Consider the following 19,177-nt stretch of genomic DNA (forward strand, 5'->3'; position numbering starts at 1 on the left):
CTCAAAATTCAGCGGAAGCAAAGAAGTTAGGTAGAGGATTAACTGCCCGTAAAAGCCCGATTGGTGAGGGCTAATAATCAGTGGGAAATGAACAAAACTCCCACTGATTCAAGTTTCACTTTATATGATAAAATATTAGAAAATTAAGAAAGAAGGTGAAGGATTGGGAATTAAACATCTTAATTTAACAGTTACAGATGTAACAGCAGCTAGAGAGTTTTTAGAAAAGTATTTTGGCTTAACTTGTAGCGGAACAAGGGGAAATGGCTTTGCAGTTATGCGTGATAATGATGGGTTTATCCTTTCGGAAAGAAGACTCCATCTGATTTGTATTACGGGTGAAACCCAACAATTCAGGTGGAGATGAATTGCCGTCAGCAGGTAGGCTGAACTCTTTTGTTTCGCTCATAATAATATTTGAGGACGAATGTTTGTTTCTTTTTTTCTTACGATATCATGTAGATAAAGAGGAAATAGATTGTAAGACAACGAAATTAGATAATGATTCTCATTCCGCTACTTGTTCCATTTCTTTCTAAATATTAATTTGTCAAAAATAATTTTAATACTCCTTCTAAGAAAGGTGGTGAAAACAATGGCTAGAAAGAAAGCAGTGAAAGTATTACGGAAACAAAAGAAAAGAGAAACGATGCAACGATTCACGCAGAAACAGAATATCGGACGAGCTTGTCTGACTGCAAAAGAATTTCGTTTACTTCAGCGTATGTCGCATAGTTCAAAAGCGTTGCGAAATGTTGGATTGTACACGATGAAACAAAGTTACTTGAATCATAACAGGATGGCTACTGTCAAAGAAGTGGACACTGCCATGCAAAATGATATGAACTACTCGGGCATTCAATCAAACTCTGTTCAAGCGATTCGTAGAGCCTTATTTACAGAAGGGAAGAGCTTTTTTAAGGCATTGGAACAGTGGAAGAAAAATCCCGAGAAGTTCACAGGTCGTCCGAAGTTTCCGAATTATTCTCGTTCCACTGACAAACGAATTATTGAAATCTATCAAGTGCCAAAAGTGGATGAGAACGGGTATTGGATGATTCCGATGAATGTTGCATTTAGAAAAAAATTCGGTTCTATTAAAATACGTATGCCAAAAAATTTAAGAAATAAAAACATCTCCTACATTGAGATTGTACCGAAGCAAAAAGGTCGGTTCTTTGAGGTGCATTATACATATGAAATGCACGTTTCTCAAATGAAGAAACCACCCACGACTACGAGTAACGCTTTGAGTTGCGATTTAGGTGTAGACAGATTAGTAAGTTGCGTAACCAATACAGGTGATGCCTTCTTAATTGATGGAAAAAAACTAAAATCCATAAACCAGTACTTCAACAAAATGATATGTAACCTCCAACAGAAAAATATGGACAATGGAATTGCAAAACGTATTGTAACGAATAAAATCGCTGCACTTTGGCATAAACGAGAAAGACAAATAAACGGTTACATTGCACAAACTGTGGGCCTATTGTTCAAAAAAGTGAAAGAATTCGATATAGATACGATTGTTATAGGGTATAACGCTGGTTGGAAACAAAAATCTCATATGGGGAAAAAGAATAATCAAAAGTTTGTTCAAATCCCATTTCAGAAATTGATTGCAGCGATTGAGAATAAATGTGTAAAAGAAGGCATTCGCTTTTTTAAACAAGAAGAAAGCTATACTTCAAAAGCTAGTTTTCTTGATAAAGATCCGGTTCCGGTTTGGTCTAAGGATGATAAGACGCAGTATCGCTTTAGTGGCAAACGAATTACGCGTGGTCTGTATCAAAGTAAAGCAGGAACATGTATCCATGCTGATATTAATGGTGCGCTGAATATATTGAAAAAATCAGGAGTTGTAGAATTGGATGACAATCTGAAAGTGAAAACGCCGATTCTATTAGAAGTGAAAAAACGTAAGGCTGTTACTTCGCGCATAGCTTAGTGGGTGCGTCAACCATCCATGTGTACGCGACTTGTCGGGGCTTGTAGCACACGCCGGAGTCATCTGAGTGGTGGCTTCTTCCACAAGGGAGAACTGCTCTTTTTCGAAAGGGTGGTGCAAGTGGGAAAACAATCGTTCTTTGTCAGTACCAACCAAAAACATACTTGGGGTGTTACCGTAGGGTAGCATGAATGCTAGAGCGTCAAACTGTCTAGCGATAGACGAAAAGACCTAGTGTTCGAACTCAAGCCCCTACTGAAAGGCTTTATCTCAGTGGGGGTAGTTGACGTGGAAGCACCTGGTGGATTTACAATAGAAGTGATGTGTTAATTCAAAAATCAAACTTTTTGCTATGTGTTTTTAAAATAAAAAGTAGGAAAAGTCTGTTTTAAGTGTAGAGCTTAAACAGGCTTTTTTACTTATAGTATCGGATAGAAAACGCTAGAAGGAATCATATTCAGCTTTTATAACTGTTTACATAATAAAGTTATGCTGTGTTCGTTGTCCTAAAATACAAGTCATATATCTTGTATCCTCTCATAAATTTAAACATAGGAATTTGTCTACAAAGGTGGCGAAGCCTCATCATGAAAATTCGAATTTGTGCCACATTCATGTTGTTTCTATTTATATGGTTACATCCTTTTTGGACTTTTGCAAAAGGAGAGGAGGCAAAGGAAAGGGTCGTTTCACTTGTATATGATGATTCGGGCAGCATGAGAAATAACGATCGCTGGAAATATGCCAATTATGCTTTGCAAAGTTTAGTTGCGCTATTAGATGAAAAAGATAAATTTTCTTACGTTCCAATGAGCAAGCCGAATGATCCATTAAACATTTCGTTAACGAAGGATAAGAGACAAACGGAAATTGAGGGAATTGGAGCGTGGAAAACGTATTTAAATACTCCGTTTAGCGCAGTAGAAACGGCGATGCAATCTATAAAAAAGGAAGCAGATATAGATGGGAAACGTGAATTTTGGCTTATTGTCTTAACTGACGGGGCATTTAATGATTTAGAGAAAGATAAGATTGGCGGAAAAGAACAAATTACACAAAAGTTAGCACAGTTTAAGAAAGAAATGGATGCAAAAAAGATATCGTTACATCCAATTTTAATTACGATGGAAGAGGATTTAGGACAGCAAGAAAAGGCACAACTAAATACGTTTAAAGAAATATGGAAAAAAGAGATAAATGGAGTTACGATGCCATCTAGTGGAGAGGATGGTATTGTAAAAAGCGTCAATCAAGTGGCGGCATTAGTTGCAAATCGTGATCCGTTCTCCTCTGTTGAATCGATTGTGAAAACGAAAGTGGTAGGAAAGAAAGTAGAGATTACAACACCATTTCCGTTAAAACGTATGACGCTTGTGCGACAATCGCCTTCTTTGTCTAATTATCAGGTCACACAAATTTCTAAACCATTACAATTACAATCTTCTTTTTCCATACATGCACCAGGTGAAGCGAAATTGTTCGGAAATATAGTTCATATCAGTACGGAAAATGAAGAAGTTATTAAACCAGGAACGTATACGATAGAAGTGGATCGAGATATTGAGAAAGAAGGGTTACAAGTACTAGTCGAACCGGCGCTTAATTATACTGTTTCTACTTATGACAAAGAGGATAAGGATAGAAAAAATGTTGAGGAAATGTATGAAGGTGTGACAGCTGTTATTGAAGCAAAACCTACTGAGTTGCCAGTTCAGTCTTCTTACTTTCAGGCAGAAGTAGAAATAGGCGGAAAGCAATATGCGATGAAGTGGGACGATAAAAGACATGTATTTTATTACGAAACGAAGCTTACTAAAGGATTAGTACGCGGGAAAGTTCATATGAACATAAAAGGATTTTACAGACAGACGAAAGAATTTAAAATCGAAACAACGAAAAAGCCTGAATTATCTCTTCGAACTGTCACGAAAGATTATGAAGAAAAAGTAACGAATTTAGAGAGTAGTAAACCATTTATTATACAACCACAGTTAGATGATAAGCCGATGACAGAAGAGGCTGTAAAAAAACTATTAAAATCTACTGGTGTCACATCTAAACAATCCATCAACTATGAAATAAAACAACATGGTAATCAAATTTATATTTATCCTCGACCTCATTACTCCGACACGTTCAATTTTACAGATACCGGCACCGTAGAAGCTACCATCGTAGTGCAGGATTCAAAGTTACAAGAAGTAAAGAAAAACATAAAACTCCACATTCAAGATGCACCGTTTTATGAAAAGTATGCGCTTATTTTTAAGTTTGTTATTCCTATCACTTTATTACTGTTAATAGTAGGAATAATCGTTTTAGGATGGATTGTCCGTCCGAGATTTCACCGTAAAGCACTATTGTATTACGAATGGGATCAAGAGGTAGCGAAAGATTGGTTATATCAATCTGAGCCAGAATTACTGAAAAATAAATGGTGGAAGCATTATTTTGGTATTCCGTTTAGGGCAGAAAGAAAGACTGTGCAATCCGTTACGTTTATAGCGAAGAAAGGATCAAAATCGATATTTGTAGCGAAAGAGTCACAAGTAGTAGGAATGATTATTGATGGGATGTTTATAACAGAGGATGAGGTTGGAATGGAACATAAGACACTATATCCAAATGAACTTTTAGTAATTGATAGAGGATATGGTAAGGAGATTTACAAATACGAGTGTGAATAGTAGGTGGGGAGAAGAGGAGAATGTTATCTTTCCCTCCTCTTTTCAAACAAGCAAGAATAGGAAGGTGGTTCACATGACGTTACAAGTTCCAACGATATTAATTGGTTTAGGTGGAATCGGTAGTACTGTGACACATCAAATATATGAAAGACTGCCTGAGGAGCGTCGAAAAAAGGTAGCAATGCACGTATTTGATACAGACGTGAATACATTGAGTAAATTTGATCATATTCGAAAGTTTAAGACGCAAACGAGTTCGAGCAAAACGCCTAGGGAGTATATTGCAGGAGATCCAACGATTCCAGAATGGTTTCCGATGGACCCGACTATACTTGATAAACCACTGACAGAAGGGGCAGGACAGTTACGCGTTATTTCCCGTTTAGCGTTACGTGCTGCGATGAAAGAAGATAAACTCACGTCCTTTTGGCAAGAAATTGAGAAGATTTTTCCAGTTACGAGCGATCAAACAGAATATGGAGTGCGTGTCATTATCGTAACATCACTAGCGGGCGGAACAGGTTCAGGAATGTTTCTACAAATTGCATTATATTTACGTGAAATGCTTCGGAAAAAACTGCAGCATCACAACATTTTAATACGCGGTGCATTTCTAATGCCGGATGTGTTAGTGAAGACGAGAACGGTTAGTGCGAAAGAGTTTGAAACGGTGCAAGCAAATGGCTATGCCTCGTTAAAAGAATTACATGCTATTACGCTTGGCTCTACTGGAGAATTATCAAAACGCGGCGGGGTTACGATTGAATTAGAGTATCGACCGGATCAAGTAGATGAGGACGGAAGAACGAATCATACAATTAAACAACACCATTTACCGTACAATTATTGTTTCTTATATGATTACGAAAATTTACATGGACACCATCTGCACAATTTATCAGATTATATGGAGCAAATGGCAAATACGATTTATTTACAGTTATTTAGTCCGATGTCCGCAAATCATTTTGCACAGGAAGATAATCAAATTCAGCAATTAGCAGAATCAAGTGGGAAAGGACGATATTGCGGAGCAGGAACGGCAAAGATTATTTATCCGTATGAGCATGTGTTAAAATATTGTGCTTTAAAATGGGCCGTGCAAGGTTTAGATGAATCGTGGCTTCATTTAGATCAATTGTTTCAAGAGAAAAAGCATAGATATGACCAAGATGTAAAACGTGGTATGCAGCGTGAAAAGCCAGAGCGCGGGAAAAGTTATTTAGAAGATTTAGAACATCTTGCTACTCGTCCAGAGCAGGCTCATATTTTCTATAGACAAATGTACAATGAAACGCGTGAAGGAGCAGAAGGCGGTAAGGTTGGTGTTGCGAAATCTAAACTGTTTTTAGAAGCTGTAGAAAGCTATGTACAGCGTACGGTACAAAAAGACGAGGAATTAAATCGTCTGCAGCATGAGTGTAAAATTTCGGCTGCGAAACTGAAAATGATGGAACAAATGAAAGGTGAAGTAGCAAGGGTCGATCATGCGGTTCGTTTATATGCGTATGCGATTCCGAGCCGTGTACATGAACATGTAACGACACTTTTATATGACATGATTGAATCAGACCGTTTTTCACCGAGTGGTTCTGAAGGCCAGTCATATCAATTAAATACATGGTTTTTAAAGAAAACAGATCCAGTTCATCCAGTAGCAGCTCGTTTTATGTTGTATGAAATTCGAAAGCAGTTAGTGGAAAAAATGAATCGACTACATGAAAATAATGAACAAAAGCGTAATTTAATTCAAAACTACGATAAGAAATTTAATGTGAGTAACATTGATGGAACGGTAACAGCTGTACGCCGAGTAGAAATTGCGCAACAACAAGGTTGGTTCGGAAAAATGATTAATAACCAGCAGCGTTTATTTAAAAAGGAATTTGAAGATATTGTAACGCAGTACGTACACAAATTAAACGAATACCGTAAAGAAATGCTATTAGAACTCGTTTATCAATCGCTATATCAAGCGGTTAATAAAATGATTCAATATTGGGAAAGGTTTTTTGATAATTTACATGAAACACGTGAAAATTTATTGTTCGAAATTCAAAAACGAAGCAAAGAATTTGAAGGGAAAACAAACCCAACGAATGTATACGTATTAGCGGAAGAGAAGTTACAAGAAAAGATATGGCAAGATATGCAACAACATTTAAATTTAGGTGTATTACCGAAAGATATATCAGCAGAAATTTATATGAGCTTATACGGGGAATATTGCCGGGATGCGAAAACAGAAGAGATTCAATCGAAAAAGGTAGAAGACTTTTATCGTGAGCACATACTAAGCTATTGCTATGACGAATTACAAATACGCTATCGCGATAAATTAGAGCTGAATATCGTTGAGGCATTACGAAAAGAAGCGGATTATAAGAATCGTGATCGTGATGAATATGTTCGTGAAAAAATTGAAGACTTGTTCCATTTAGCAAGTCCATTCGTGCCGAAAGTTTCTCATCATAGGGAATTACAATATTGGGGCATACATCCATCTTTAAAGAAAGAACTGCAAGAGGAATTAATGCAAGAAATGTTTAAAGAAAAAGATACAGTAAATGAAGCTTTCTCGCCATTTGAAGTCATTTGTTATCGTGCACATTATGGTTTATCACTACAAGACTTTCCTAAGCTTTCGTCTGGACATATTGCAAATGGATTTATGAATGATAAAGGTGATTATTTTCAGTCGTACTATCGCCGTGTAAACAAGTTGAATAGTAAAAAATCTAGTTTAACACCGCATTTAGATAAGTATTGGCACTTACCAGCATTCATGCCAGACTTAAATGCAACGCAAACGAAGTTAGATTATGATAAATGTAATCGAGCTCTTCTATACGCGTATATGTATCGCTGGATAAGTTTAGTTGCTGTTGATGGTCAGTTCGTGTATCAATATAACGGTGTTGGACGTAGCTTCTTAATTCAGTCGATGGGTAAAAATATTTCAAGTGAAAGTTATAAATTACACAGAGCATTGCTTCATAACCCATTTATTTATGAAAACATTTTGTCCAGATTTGAAGAAGAACAAGAAAAGGCGATGATACAAGGTGGACATTTATATACGCATCCATTTGTATTAGGTGCTCAAGATATTAGATGGCTACGTAAAGAGCATGTCCATAATATTTTAGATATGATTTTAATGTATGACCGTGAAGCGAAATATGATCCAACGTTAGAAGAAACTTCTGATGAATTATTAAGGCTGTTCCTTGATGAAATTGAGTTATATTTCCAAAACTATTACGGTACAGGTGCTGATATGGTTGCCAAGAAAGAGAAAGAGATGTTTATTAAACAATTGTGGGATCGTTCGTACGCGAAAGGATATGTAGATCCAAATAGTGCGCCTTATAAAAAGTGGCAAAATTTATTAAGCGTTCATGATGAAGAAGAAACGCCAAAAACGAATGTATAATGAATGAAAAGGGAATCCTTAAAAGTGGCAATACAACTTTAGAAAAGAGGGATTCCGATGCCGTTTTTAGGAAGTGTATATCAAATATTTGGATTGTATCCAGAAATTTATTATGGAATGATTTCAGCTGAGCTTGCAGAGCAGCAAAGATTGGAAGAAGTGGAAAACGAAGAACCAGAAACAGAAGTGTAACTGTATAAGAAGCTTCAAAATAAAAATGATAACACGCTACTTGTTCTTTAAACGTATAAGAACGAGTAGCGTGTTTTTGCTATTTAATAATCCCATTTTCTAAAATTTTAATAGTAGGTGCTACTTTTACGTTAGCTTTTGAAAAGGCACTCGGCCAATCGTCTTCAACTTTTTTCCATTCTTCATATTGAAACGCTCTCGCATAATCACCAAATCCGAATGGATCAAGCTGCTGTTTTTGAATGTTGTGGATTAAATCGTTCAAATCTTTGTTTAGTTGTTTTGTAATAAGAGAAGTTAATTTCTTTCTATCTTTGTCTATATCCATATTGAATGTAAGTTCAGATACAGCGATTTTTAAATTCATTTTAACATTAAATTTGAAGCGGTTATCGCTATAGTCTGTATGGATATCACGATTCATGCTAAGAACATTTATTGTTACGAAATCGCCGCCATCGGTATCTTTTAAATCACTATTACTTTCAACTGAAGTAGAAGGGATTTTCAATGTAAGCGAAACCGGTGTATTCGCTTTCTTTTGTAACAAAAGAAGAAGGGCGCTTTCATAACGATTTAATGACATTTTATAAATTCCGCGAGAAGTTAATAGCGCGGAACCGGTAACGATAACATCTTTTTTACCTTTTTTTATTTCTGAAATAGCAGGTGTTATACCTTTATTAAACGTTTGCCTGTGAAATTCATGGAATGTTGTAAAAACGGTCCGATTGTACAGTTTGTTCGTATTAATTAAATCTGTTAAATACTCGGGAAGGGCAGGCTTGTCTTTAAAGTTATTATATATAACTGAAGAAATTGGACCGTCTACTGCAACCATACGCATGTTTCCAGTGTTTTTAGGATCACGATACCAAACATCAAGGTAAGGCATAGCCCCTTCTTGTTTTAAAAAATTTGTGCTAAATAAAATGAGCTGTAACTTTTCTGTAGATACTAAACCGCCACTTGAACTATTAAACGTTGCTTTTGCTTCTCGAGGTGTACGTACTTTCGCTTCATGTGTTTCGTACTTTTTTTCTACGTCTTCATTAAAAATAGGATTTACGTGGTACACAATTAATTTTCCTTTTGCTTTTGCGTCAAAGCCGTAAATTAATGAAATCGATTGTTTTTCTAAGTCGAGTCGATCTCCACAGCCTGTTAAAAAGGTTATGAGAAAGTAAAGTATAGTGAAATGAATAAAGCGCCTCATTTAAACTCTTCTCCTTTTCCAATGCTGATAAAGTGTCATGTATAAGAGAAATACGACTGGAAATAGAAAAACGATAAAATAACTGGCAGTTCCCCAAAAGTCTCGCAAAGCACTTATTTGGTAAGAGGAAGGGATATAAAAGAATAAGACAACAATACACCCGAATAATAAAAACCAAATAGGTAAGGAACTCCCTTTTTTGTTAAGTAATTGATTGATTCCATCTGAAGCAGTAAATATGTAAGGAATGCAAGAATCAAAAATAATGAAGAGATAAAAAGATAAAAAGATAATTTCAAACCGTTCAAGAAATGAAAAGTGAAATGGTGTAACAAGAGAAAGGGTGGGCCATAAAAACTTTGTTATACCATCTGGACTAAAATAAACGAAAGAAACGAACGTGACTTGAAGATAGAGAAATAGTGTAATTAAATTTGCGATAACAATCCCTTTTTTTGCAGAGGATTTGTTATTCAAATAAGGATAAAGGATAAATGCAAACTCAAATCCAAGAAATGCAATAATAGTTGATTTTACGGTGTTTAAAACTGGTATCCAGCCCTCTTTGAGGAGAGGGAGAAGGTATATCCAATGCCCATCTTTAAGAGGGATAAACAATAGCAAAGGCATCCACAGTGTGAAAAACACAGTGAAAACAGCATAGCGACTTATAATAAGAACGCCTTTACATGCGAGCATAAGCATGGGAATAGATAGTAAAATCATAATTAAAAACATTGGAGTTCTAGGTAAAATCCAAATGTGAATAACGTATAAGAGGGAAAAAATTAAGGAAATAGCTGCAAGGACAGCATATAAAATCCAAAAAATCATTCCTGCTCTTCCTAGCCACTTCCCAAGATAACGAGTTAGCACATCGAGTAAAGTATACCCAGGGTGTTTTTCCATGATTTTCACAATACATAGACTGACTAAAGTAGTGATAGCGCATCCAATAATAATAGAAATCCATCCATCTGTATTTGCCCCTTGTGCAACTTCACGAGGAAGTGTAAGGACACCGAATCCTACTTGAACACCACTAATCGTTAAAATGTATTGAAATAAACTAATCTCCCTCTTTGCACGCTTTGTCACTTCTCTTCCTCCGTTCCTTCTATATCGCTTTGTCGATTCTCTTGTTTTAAGTTAAGGGATAATGGGCGTTTCTTCATTATTTTCCATGGTAAACGTATAAGAATATCTTTTAAATCCGAAGCAAATAACGGAGAAAACGGACTACCATAAGGAACACCGAGAGATTCCATGGAAAGTATATGAATAATAATGATTGCCATCCCAACCATAATGCCAATGACACCAAATAAAGAGGCAATTATCATCATTGGGAATCGAAGAAGGCGAATTCCTGCAGACATTTCTAGGTTAGGGATGATGAAAGAAGCGACTGCAGTAATAGATACGACGATAACCATAACATTACTTACTATTCCTGCTTGAACTGCAGCTTGTCCAATAACAATTCCTCCTACGACACCAATGGTTTGTCCAACGGGTCCAGGAAGCCGAACTGCAGCTTCGCGGAGCATTTCAAGTACTAATTCCATCAAAAGTGCTTCTAATATAGGAGGAAAAGGAATTTTAGCTCGAGATTCTCCAATCGTTAACAATAATTTAAGGGGAATCACTTCATAATGAAAGGAAATCATAGCAATATAAAGAGCAGGAGCAAAAATTGCAATAAATAATCCAGTGAAACGAAGTAATCGTATAAAAGATGGAATCATTGGTCTGAAGCTGTAATCATCTATCGTCTGAAAAAAAGCTGAAAAAGTCATTGGTCCTATTAATACGCCTGGTGAACGATCTACAACAACAGCAATTCGCCCATCCAGAATATGATGTGCTGTTGTGTCAGGGCGTTCAGTTATTGATAATTGCGGAAAGAGAGTATAGGAATTATCTTCAACAAATCCTTCTAATTCTCCGGTAGTAAGAATGGCATCTACTTTGATTGATTCGATGCGGCAGGCCATCTCTTGTACAACATCTTCGTTTGCAATGTCTGCTAAGTACAGCAAAAAAACTTTTGAAGTAGCTCGTTCACCAACAGTGAATTCCTTTACTTTCAATTCGCGATTTGGAATATATCGACGAATAAGTGCAAGGCTGTCGCTTGCTACTTCATTAAATCCTTCGTGTGAGCTTTTTATGGCGCTTTCTGTTGTAGGTTCTTCAATGCTCCTTTTTGGTGCCGCTTGCGTATCAAGCTCTAAAGCGGATAGTTGCCCGTTTATAAATAAAATACTTTTGCCGTGCAAAAGAGATTGTTCAATGTCTGTCCACTGTTGAACTTTTTTAATATTTCCGATAGAAACAGAGGCTTCCCAAAAATCGTCTTCATTCCACTCTTTAAATAAGAGAGGACGAAGGATGTTTACGTTAATAACAGTTTTGTCTACAAGTCCTTCCATATATATAAGTGCAGCTTCCTGTCCGTTTTTTAATGGAAAAGTGCGTGTTATTAATTCTGGAATACCGCTAAACAGTTTGGACAAATGCTTTAAATTAAGGGAAAGGGAAGAAGAGATAAGTTTATTTAATGTATGATCAGCTTGCTCTTGGGTAGAAAAAGATTTTTCACCACGAATCCATTTATTAAAAGACCCCATTTGTTTGCTTACTCCTTGTTATGTTTTATCCCGATTGGTGAGGGCTGATTAAAGTTTCACTTTATATGGGTTATTATGGATAGTTCCAAGCTCACATATGCGTAGTTTAAATTTTATATTGTATATTTTTAACTTTAACGCTATAATTATAGTGTTAAAGATGGAATCGTGATATGACCTGTTATGAATCTATCGTTTTATTTATGAATAAATGGATTGGTATTTTAGCAAGATGTGCTAATAAACTACTCCACCATGATAATAACGTGCCGAAATGTGGTGCGTATATTTTCGTGGTGGAGTTTTTTTATTCTCAAAAAGGGGGAAAGACCATGAATAACAACATGGTTCATATTACAATTGACGGAAAAAAGTATACAGCGGAGCCCGGTTCAACGATATTGGGTGTTATGAACGAGAACGGGATTGAACATCCGCAAATTTGTTACGTGCCAGAAGTAGATCCTATTCAAACATGTGACACTTGTATTGTAGAAGTTGACGGAAAGTTAATGCGCTCTTGTTCGACAGTAGCGACAGAAGGTATGAACATTGAACGTAACTCTACTCGTGCGAAAGAAGCACAAACAGAGGCGATGGATCGGTTATTAGAAAATCATTTATTATACTGTACAGTATGTGACAACAACAATGGGAACTGTAAACTGCATAATACAGCAGAATTAATGGAAATCGAACATCAAAAATATCCTTATGAACCGAAAGTAGATGTAAGTAAAGTTGATATGACGCATCCGTTTTATCGCTATGACCCGAATCAATGTATTGCATGTGGCCAATGCGTTGAGGTGTGTCAAAACTTACAAGTAAATGAAACGTTATCGATAGACTGGGAAGCGGAGCGACCACGAGTGATTTGGGATGAAGGAGTAAATATTAATGATTCTTCATGCGTGAGCTGTGGTCAATGTGTAACGATTTGCCCTTGTAACGCTTTAATGGAAAAAACGATGCTTGGTGAAGCTGGATTTATGACGGGATTAAAACCAGATATTCTTGAACCAATGGTAGATTTAATTAAAGAAGTTGAGCCTGGATATAGCGGTATTTTTGCGGTATCAGAAGTGGAAGCGGCCATGCGTGATACTCGTACGAAGAAAACGAAAACAGTATGTACATTTTGTGGTGTAGGGTGTTCATTTGAAGTGTGGACGAAAGGACGTAAAATTCTTAAAGTACAACCTTCTTCTGATGCGCCAGTTAACGCAATTTCTACTTGTGTAAAAGGAAAATTCGGTTGGGACTTCGTAAATTCTAAAGAACGAATTACGAAACCTTTAATTCGTAAAAATGGAACGTTTGTTGAATCTACATGGGAAGAAGCATTGAATGTAGTTGCAAGTAAATTAGGAGCGATTAAAGAAGAGTACGGTAAAGATGCTATCGGTTTTATTTCTTCATCTAAAATTACGAATGAAGACAATTATGTGATTCAAAAATTAGCTCGACAAGTATTTGAAACGAATAATATTGATAACTGCTCACGTTATTGTCAATCACCAGCGACAGACGGATTATTCCGGACAATTGGTATGGGCGGAGATGCTGGAACGATTAAAGATATTGCACAATCTGGTCTTGTTATTATTGTAGGTTGTAATCCGACAGAAGGTCATCCTGTTTTAGCTACACGTATTAAACGTGCACATAAATTACACGGACAAAAATTAATTGTAGCTGATCTTCGTAAAACAGAAATGGCAGAGCGTTCAGATGTCTTTATTAGTCCAAAACAAGGAACAGATCAAGTATGGTTAATGGCTGTTACAAAATATATGATTGATCAAGGCTGGCACGATCAACGATTTATTGATGAGAATGTAAATTTCTTTGAAGATTTCAAAGAGAGCCTTACAGCATATACACTTGAATATGCAGAAGAAATGACTGGTATTTCAAAAGAAACACTGATTCAAATGGCTGAAATGATTCGTGATGCAGATGGTACATGTATCCTTTGGGGAATGGGGGTAACGCAAAATACAGGTGGATCTGATACTTCCGCTGCGATTTCAAACTTACTACTTGCAACAGGTAATTATCGTCGTCCAGGCGCTGGTGCATATCCGCTTCGAGGTCATAATAACGTACAAGGTGCTTGTGATATGGGTACTTTACCAGGATGGCTTCCTGGATATCAGCACGTTACGAACGATATGGAACGTGCGAAATTTGAAATGGCTTACGGAGTGAAAATTAATAGTGAACCAGGTCTGAATAATATTGAAATGCTTCACGCGATTGACGAAGGGAAAATGAAAGCTATGTATCTTGTTGGAGAAGACATGGCTCTTGTAGACTCTAATGCAAATCATGTACATGAAGTATTATCAAGCCTTGATTTCTTCGTTGTGCAAGATGTTTTCTTATCTAAAACGGCTCAATATGCAGATGTTGTATTACCAGCAGCGCCATCTCTTGAAAAAGAAGGTACTTTCACAAATACAGAGCGTCGTGTTCAAAGACTATATCAAGTTCTTCCTACGCTTGGAGATGCGAAGCCAGACTGGTGGATCGTGCAGGAAGTTGCGAATAAATTAGGTGCAAACTGGAATTATAGCCATCCAAGTGAAATCTTTGCTGAAATGGCAAGTTTATCACCACTATTCTCACAAGCAAACTATGAAGTACTGGAAGGATGGAATAGTTTCCATTGGGGAAGTTTTGACGGCACGAATACACCATTACTTTTCCAAGATGGATTTAACTTCCCAGATAAAAAAGCTCGTTTTGCGATTGCTGACTGGGTGCGCCCAGCTGAATTCCCAGCTGAGTTCGACCTTCATATTAACAATGGTCGTATGCTTGAGCACTTCCATGAAGGGAATATGACAAATAAATCAACAGGTATTCAAACGAAAGTGCCTGGCGTTTTCGTCGAAGTTTCTCCAGCACTTGCAAAAGAACGTGGAGTAAAAACTGGTTCATTAGTCCGTCTTGTCTCTCCGTTTGGAGCGTTAAAATTACGTGCACTTGTAACAGATCGTGTAAAAGCGAATGAGTTATATTTACCGATGAACTCTACAGATAATGAAACAGCAATTAATTTCTTAACAGGTCCTGCCGTTGATACGCGTACGAACACACCTGCTTATAAACAGACGAAAGTGCGTATGGAAGTGCTGGAAGTTGAGGGTGAAAATCCGATGCCAAAAGCGAATCCGCGTAATAAAAAACGTCACCCTCAAGCTGGTATTGAGGTACATCGTAAGTGGGCACGTCCAGGGTATGTGCATTTAACGGATAAGTAGGAGGAGAAAAATATGGCTGCACCTATAAAAATGATTCAAAAACAAGAATTAACTGAGGAAGAAATAAAACAGAAAAAATTAGATGATTTAAAAGAGCTTCTAGCTAATAATGAAGACGCTCTAAATCAAATGTTTAACATTGTAGGGGAATTGAATGATATTGGCATGTTAGAAGCAGCTAATTCTATGCTAAAGGCGAAAGAACCAATCGCAAAAATTGTTCTTGGCCAAGTGACTCGTGAGCCTGTTACAAATTTAATTAATAATATGATGGGGGCTGCAGGTGCTTTAACAGAACTTGATCCGGAACTTACGAAAAAGCTTATAGGTAGCTTATTAGTAGGGCTAGAAGAAGGTAATGAACATCTAGAGAGTAATAAAAAAGTAGGGGTATTCGATCTTATGAAAGTATTGAAAGATCCAGACATTAACCGTGCTATTGGATTTGGGCTTCATTTCTTAAAAGGTATGGGTAAAGGGTTAAAAGACGAGTAACCTTCACGAGGTGAATCCTTTCGCCCAAATGTTTGTACGAAATAGTTTGGGCGGAAGGCTCATTTTGGTAAAATATATAATAAAGTAAAATGAGGCTTTTGGGAGGTATAATGGTATGTCAAAAAAAGTACATGAATTTAATGATATGATTCGAAAACTTCGAAAGGAACTTTTCGGAAAAGGGCCAGAACGAATTCATACTGTTTTTGCTGAAAATATGGCGATTGCGACTCTTTACGGAAACTTAACACCTACTGAGAAATTCATTTCAAGTACGATGGACGGTGCGGAAATGGTTCATATGGCTAGAACGAAAATGATTCAAGAAGTGTATGCTGCGAATTCCCGTGAACATTTGGAGGAACTTGTTGGAGCGAAATTAGTGAATTTGTTTTCAGATATGAAAGTAGAAGAAGATATTGCAGTTTCGGTATTTGTTTTTGATAAAAATATAACGTGAGAGAAGGATACTGATCGTGAAACCGATACAGGTAGAAAGAGAAATCTTTCGTTATGAACAAGGGGCGTTTAAGCATATAGAGGACAGCATTGTAACAGAGTTTCCAGTCACGATTAAAATGAACGGACAGGAGTTTGTTACAATGGTTAGTACTCCAGAATATATAGAAGATATGGTAATAGGCTTCCTAGCATCTGAAGGAATTATTCGGAAGTATGAAGATATTGATGACATATGGGTACAAGAGAAAGAAGGATTTGTACATGTCACGACGACAAAAGTAAATCCTTATTACGAACAAATGCAAAATAAACGCTATATTACTTCATGCTGTGGCATGAGTAGACAAGGGTTTGTTTTTGCAAATGATGCATTAAGCGCAAAGAAAATGAATGGCGTTCATGTACAGGTTGCTGCAGAAGACTGTTTTCGATTAATGAAAGAAATGCAGCAATCTGCAGAGACATTTCATCATACAGGCGGCGTTCATAATGCATCTTTGTGCAATGTGAATGGTATTATTTTAAGCCGAATGGATATCGGTAGACATAATGCGTTAGATAAAATTTACGGTTATTGCTTAAAAAATAATATTTCTATAAGAGATAAAATCATTGTTTTTAGTGGTCGTATTTCTTCGGAAATACTATTGAAGGTTGCAAAAATTGGTTGTGAAATTATACTGTCAAAATCAGCTCCAACTGAGTTGGCTTTACAGCTAGCTGAAGAATTAGGTATTACTACGATAGGGTTTATTCGGAATGAATCCTTAAATGTATATACGCATCCGGAGCGTGTTTTAAATATAAAATAAGTAAAAGCGAGGCAATAAATATGAAATCTGTCACATTAGACAAACTACAACGTCCGTTAAAGGATTTACGTATTTCAGTTACTGATCGCTGTAATTTTCGCTGTCGATATTGTATGCCAGAAGAAATATTTGGTCCGGATTACTCGTTTTTGTCTAATGATAAAATTTTATCTTTTGATGAAATTGAAAGGATAACGCGTATTTTCGTTTCTTTAGGTGTTAGAAAATTACGGATTACAGGCGGAGAACCGTTACTTCGAAGAGGTCTTCCGCAGCTTATCGAGCGCCTGAATAAAATAAATGGTGTGGAGGATATCGGTTTAACAACTAATGGATCGTTACTTAAAAAGTTTGCTCCTGATTTATATAAGGCGGGTTTATCACGTGTGACAGTTAGTTTAGATTCCTTAGAAGAAGAGCGGTTTTTCTATTTGAATGGTAATAGAAGCAAAGTACAAAGGGTTCTGGAAGGAATACAAGCTGCAGCTGAAGTCGGTATGAAAATTAAAATAAACATGGTCGTTCAAAAGGGGAAAAACGAACAGGATATCTTGCAGATGGCGCAATACTTTAAGGAAAATAAACATATTCTTCGTTTTATTGAGTATATGGACGTTGGAAATTATAACGGTTGGGATTTAAAAGAGGTTGTCTCTAAACAAGAAATAGTAGATACGATTCATCAAGTTATGCCATTAGAACGAATAGAAGCGAATTATGCAGGAGAGGTTGCGACTCGCTATCGTTATATTGGAAGTGATGAAGAAATAGGTATTATTTCATCAGTAACAGATTCCTTCTGCTCCTCATGTACGAGAGCCCGTATTTCTGCAGAAGGAAAGTTATACACTTGTTTGTTCGCTTCTAAAGGAAATGATTTGAGAGAATTGCTTCGATCTGAATACAATGATGAAGAAATAACAGATATCGTAAGCGATATATGGAACAACCGAGAAGATCGTTATTCAGATGAACGCTTAAGTCATACAAGTAAAAAAAGAGCACCTAAAATTGAAATGTCACATATTGGTGGTTGATATATATAAGTGACACTATGATGCAGTATATACAAAATGGAAGATGTGCAACGTTTGTAGATTTTCTATTTTATAGTAAAAGTGATGATTGATCTCTCTGTAAAAGATGTGCAGAGAAATTAAGCAGCATTCAAAAACCTTTATTTTGAGGAGGTTTTTTGAAGCTGCTTTTTTATTTGGAGAAAATGGAGGAATTAGTAATGGCATTTCATAAACCGGAACAAATTGCTGAGCTTGTAATTGAGGCCGGTGTTCAAAAAGTAAGTCAGACCTTGCCAGCAATGCTTATTCTCGGTTTTTTAGGAGGAGCGTTTATTTCGCTAGGTTTTTTACTTAACATTCGCGTTTTAGGTAATTTGCCTGAGCGCTGGGGGAGTTTAGTGAATGTTTTAGGAGGAGCGGTTTTTCCTGTTGGACTCATGCTCGTCGTATTAGCAGGAGGAGAATTAATTACCGGAAATATGATGTCACTATCTATGGCGCTATATGCAAAGAAAATTACATTGGTTAGTGTGCTAAATAACTGGATTTGGATTACTTTCATGAATTTTGTAGGAGCTATTTTCGTAGCGTATTGTTTCGGTCATCTTGGCGGATTAACAGAGGGAGATTATTTAAATAAAACGGTAGCGATAGCAGAAGGAAAGTTACATGAATCATTTGGGAGAACTTTAATTTTAGCAATTGGGTGTAATTGGCTCGTTTGTTTGGCGCTTTGGCTCGCTTATGGGACGAGTGATTTTGTCGGAAAAATAATCGGAATTTGGATTCCAATTATGGCATTTGTAGTGATTGGATTTCAGCAAGTGGTAGCAAATATGTTTGTCATCTCAGCAGTTATTTTTGCAGGTCATTTGACATGGATGGATCTTGCTAAAAATTTTGTTCCTGTCTTTATCGGAAATGTAATTGGCGGAGCTGGTTTTGTTGGATTTGCGTACTTTGCTTGTTATCAAAAACAACATTCTAATATGAAATAGAGTT

The 19,177-nt window shown here is 36.6% G+C and carries 13 protein-coding genes and 1 pseudogene; 11 read left to right on the plus strand and 3 right to left on the minus strand.

From position 1 onward, the window contains the following. Positions 1 to 163: 163 nt before the first annotated feature. From PDK19_RS14675 to PDK19_RS14695, 5 genes and pseudogenes are all read left to right on the plus strand, one after another. Positions 164 to 307 (plus strand): annotated as a pseudogene (locus PDK19_RS14675) (VOC family protein); the annotation flags it as partial. Between the two features lie 288 nt (positions 308 to 595). Then, positions 596 to 1,951, plus strand: a complete 1,356-nt coding sequence (locus PDK19_RS14680; RefSeq protein WP_000101453.1) for an RNA-guided endonuclease TnpB family protein — start codon at positions 596 to 598, stop codon at positions 1,949 to 1,951. 587 nt (positions 1,952 to 2,538) lie between these two features. Then, positions 2,539 to 4,638: a vWA domain-containing protein gene (locus PDK19_RS14685; RefSeq protein ID WP_000702086.1), complete on the plus strand. Its 2,100-nt coding sequence runs from the start codon at positions 2,539 to 2,541 to the stop codon at positions 4,636 to 4,638. A 73-nt stretch (positions 4,639 to 4,711) separates the two neighbouring features. Beyond that, positions 4,712 to 8,074, plus strand: coding sequence for a tubulin-like doman-containing protein (locus PDK19_RS14690; protein ID WP_000175139.1), 3,363 nt, complete (start codon positions 4,712 to 4,714; stop codon positions 8,072 to 8,074). A 57-nt stretch (positions 8,075 to 8,131) separates the two neighbouring features. Beyond that, a complete protein-coding gene (locus PDK19_RS14695) occupies positions 8,132 to 8,266 on the plus strand; it encodes a hypothetical protein (RefSeq protein ID WP_001116176.1) in 135 nt (44 codons plus the stop codon). 79 nt (positions 8,267 to 8,345) lie between these two features. Here the strand turns inward: PDK19_RS14695 and gerSC are convergent, their stop codons facing one another. From gerSC to gerSA, 3 genes are read right to left on the minus strand one after another with little or no spacing between them, the layout of a single operon-like run. Beyond that, positions 8,346 to 9,482, minus strand: coding sequence for a spore germination protein GerSC (gene gerSC, locus PDK19_RS14700; RefSeq protein WP_001252219.1), 1,137 nt, complete (start codon positions 9,480 to 9,482; stop codon positions 8,346 to 8,348). Continuing rightward, positions 9,483 to 10,580 (minus strand): endospore germination permease, encoded by a 1,098-nt coding sequence (locus PDK19_RS14705; RefSeq protein WP_000166502.1) that lies wholly within the window; start codon positions 10,578 to 10,580, stop codon positions 9,483 to 9,485. Further along, positions 10,577 to 12,115 carry a spore germination protein GerSA gene (gene gerSA, locus PDK19_RS14710; protein ID WP_000534509.1) on the minus strand — a complete coding sequence of 513 codons (1,539 nt, stop codon included), beginning with the start codon at positions 12,113 to 12,115 and terminating at the stop codon, positions 10,577 to 10,579. The genes PDK19_RS14705 and gerSA overlap by 4 nt, the downstream gene beginning before the upstream one ends. A gap of 332 nt (positions 12,116 to 12,447) precedes the next feature. On the opposite strand from gerSA, the gene fdhF reads away from it, so the two are divergent. From fdhF to PDK19_RS14740, 6 genes are all read left to right on the plus strand, one after another. Continuing rightward, on the plus strand, positions 12,448 to 15,387 hold the full coding sequence (fdhF, locus tag PDK19_RS14715; RefSeq protein WP_270707432.1) for a formate dehydrogenase subunit alpha: 2,940 nt from the start codon (positions 12,448 to 12,450) through the stop codon (positions 15,385 to 15,387). A gap of 12 nt (positions 15,388 to 15,399) precedes the next feature. Beyond that, positions 15,400 to 15,882 carry a DUF1641 domain-containing protein gene (locus PDK19_RS14720; protein ID WP_000729887.1) on the plus strand — a complete coding sequence of 161 codons (483 nt, stop codon included), beginning with the start codon at positions 15,400 to 15,402 and terminating at the stop codon, positions 15,880 to 15,882. Positions 15,883 to 15,997: 115 nt separating this feature from the next. Next, a complete protein-coding gene (locus tag PDK19_RS14725; protein ID WP_000039582.1) occupies positions 15,998 to 16,342 on the plus strand; it encodes a DUF2294 domain-containing protein in 345 nt (114 codons plus the stop codon). Between the two features lie 16 nt (positions 16,343 to 16,358). Further along, positions 16,359 to 17,156, plus strand: a complete 798-nt coding sequence (gene fdhD / locus PDK19_RS14730) for a formate dehydrogenase accessory sulfurtransferase FdhD (RefSeq protein ID WP_000802679.1) — start codon at positions 16,359 to 16,361, stop codon at positions 17,154 to 17,156. 20 nt (positions 17,157 to 17,176) lie between these two features. Further along, positions 17,177 to 18,193: a GTP 3',8-cyclase MoaA gene (gene moaA, locus PDK19_RS14735; RefSeq protein ID WP_270707433.1), complete on the plus strand. Its 1,017-nt coding sequence runs from the start codon at positions 17,177 to 17,179 to the stop codon at positions 18,191 to 18,193. 200 nt (positions 18,194 to 18,393) lie between these two features. Next, positions 18,394 to 19,173: a formate/nitrite transporter family protein gene (locus PDK19_RS14740; RefSeq protein WP_000864003.1), complete on the plus strand. Its 780-nt coding sequence runs from the start codon at positions 18,394 to 18,396 to the stop codon at positions 19,171 to 19,173. Positions 19,174 to 19,177 lie beyond the last annotated feature (4 nt).

Origin of the sequence: Bacillus cereus group sp. BcHK124, assembly GCF_027712065.1 — a bacterium.
In the GTDB taxonomy this organism is placed as follows: Bacteria; Bacillota; Bacilli; order Bacillales; family Bacillaceae_G; genus Bacillus_A; species Bacillus_A pacificus.

Coding starts and splice junctions, on each gene's coding strand:
- fdhF (WP_270707432.1), top strand. CDS start 12,448: ATGAATAACAACATGGTTCATATTACAATTGACGGAAAAAAGTATACA.
- PDK19_RS14740 (WP_000864003.1), top strand. CDS start 18,394: ATGGCATTTCATAAACCGGAACAAATTGCTGAGCTTGTAATTGAGGCC.
- gerSC (WP_001252219.1), bottom strand. CDS start 9,482: ATGAGGCGCTTTATTCATTTCACTATACTTTACTTTCTCATAACCTTT.
- PDK19_RS14690 (WP_000175139.1), top strand. CDS start 4,712: ATGACGTTACAAGTTCCAACGATATTAATTGGTTTAGGTGGAATCGGT.
- PDK19_RS14680 (WP_000101453.1), top strand. CDS start 596: ATGGCTAGAAAGAAAGCAGTGAAAGTATTACGGAAACAAAAGAAAAGA.
- gerSA (WP_000534509.1), bottom strand. CDS start 12,115: ATGGGGTCTTTTAATAAATGGATTCGTGGTGAAAAATCTTTTTCTACC.
- PDK19_RS14685 (WP_000702086.1), top strand. CDS start 2,539: ATGAAAATTCGAATTTGTGCCACATTCATGTTGTTTCTATTTATATGG.
- PDK19_RS14695 (WP_001116176.1), top strand. CDS start 8,132: ATGCCGTTTTTAGGAAGTGTATATCAAATATTTGGATTGTATCCAGAA.
- moaA (WP_270707433.1), top strand. CDS start 17,177: ATGAAATCTGTCACATTAGACAAACTACAACGTCCGTTAAAGGATTTA.
- PDK19_RS14725 (WP_000039582.1), top strand. CDS start 15,998: ATGTCAAAAAAAGTACATGAATTTAATGATATGATTCGAAAACTTCGA.
- PDK19_RS14720 (WP_000729887.1), top strand. CDS start 15,400: ATGGCTGCACCTATAAAAATGATTCAAAAACAAGAATTAACTGAGGAA.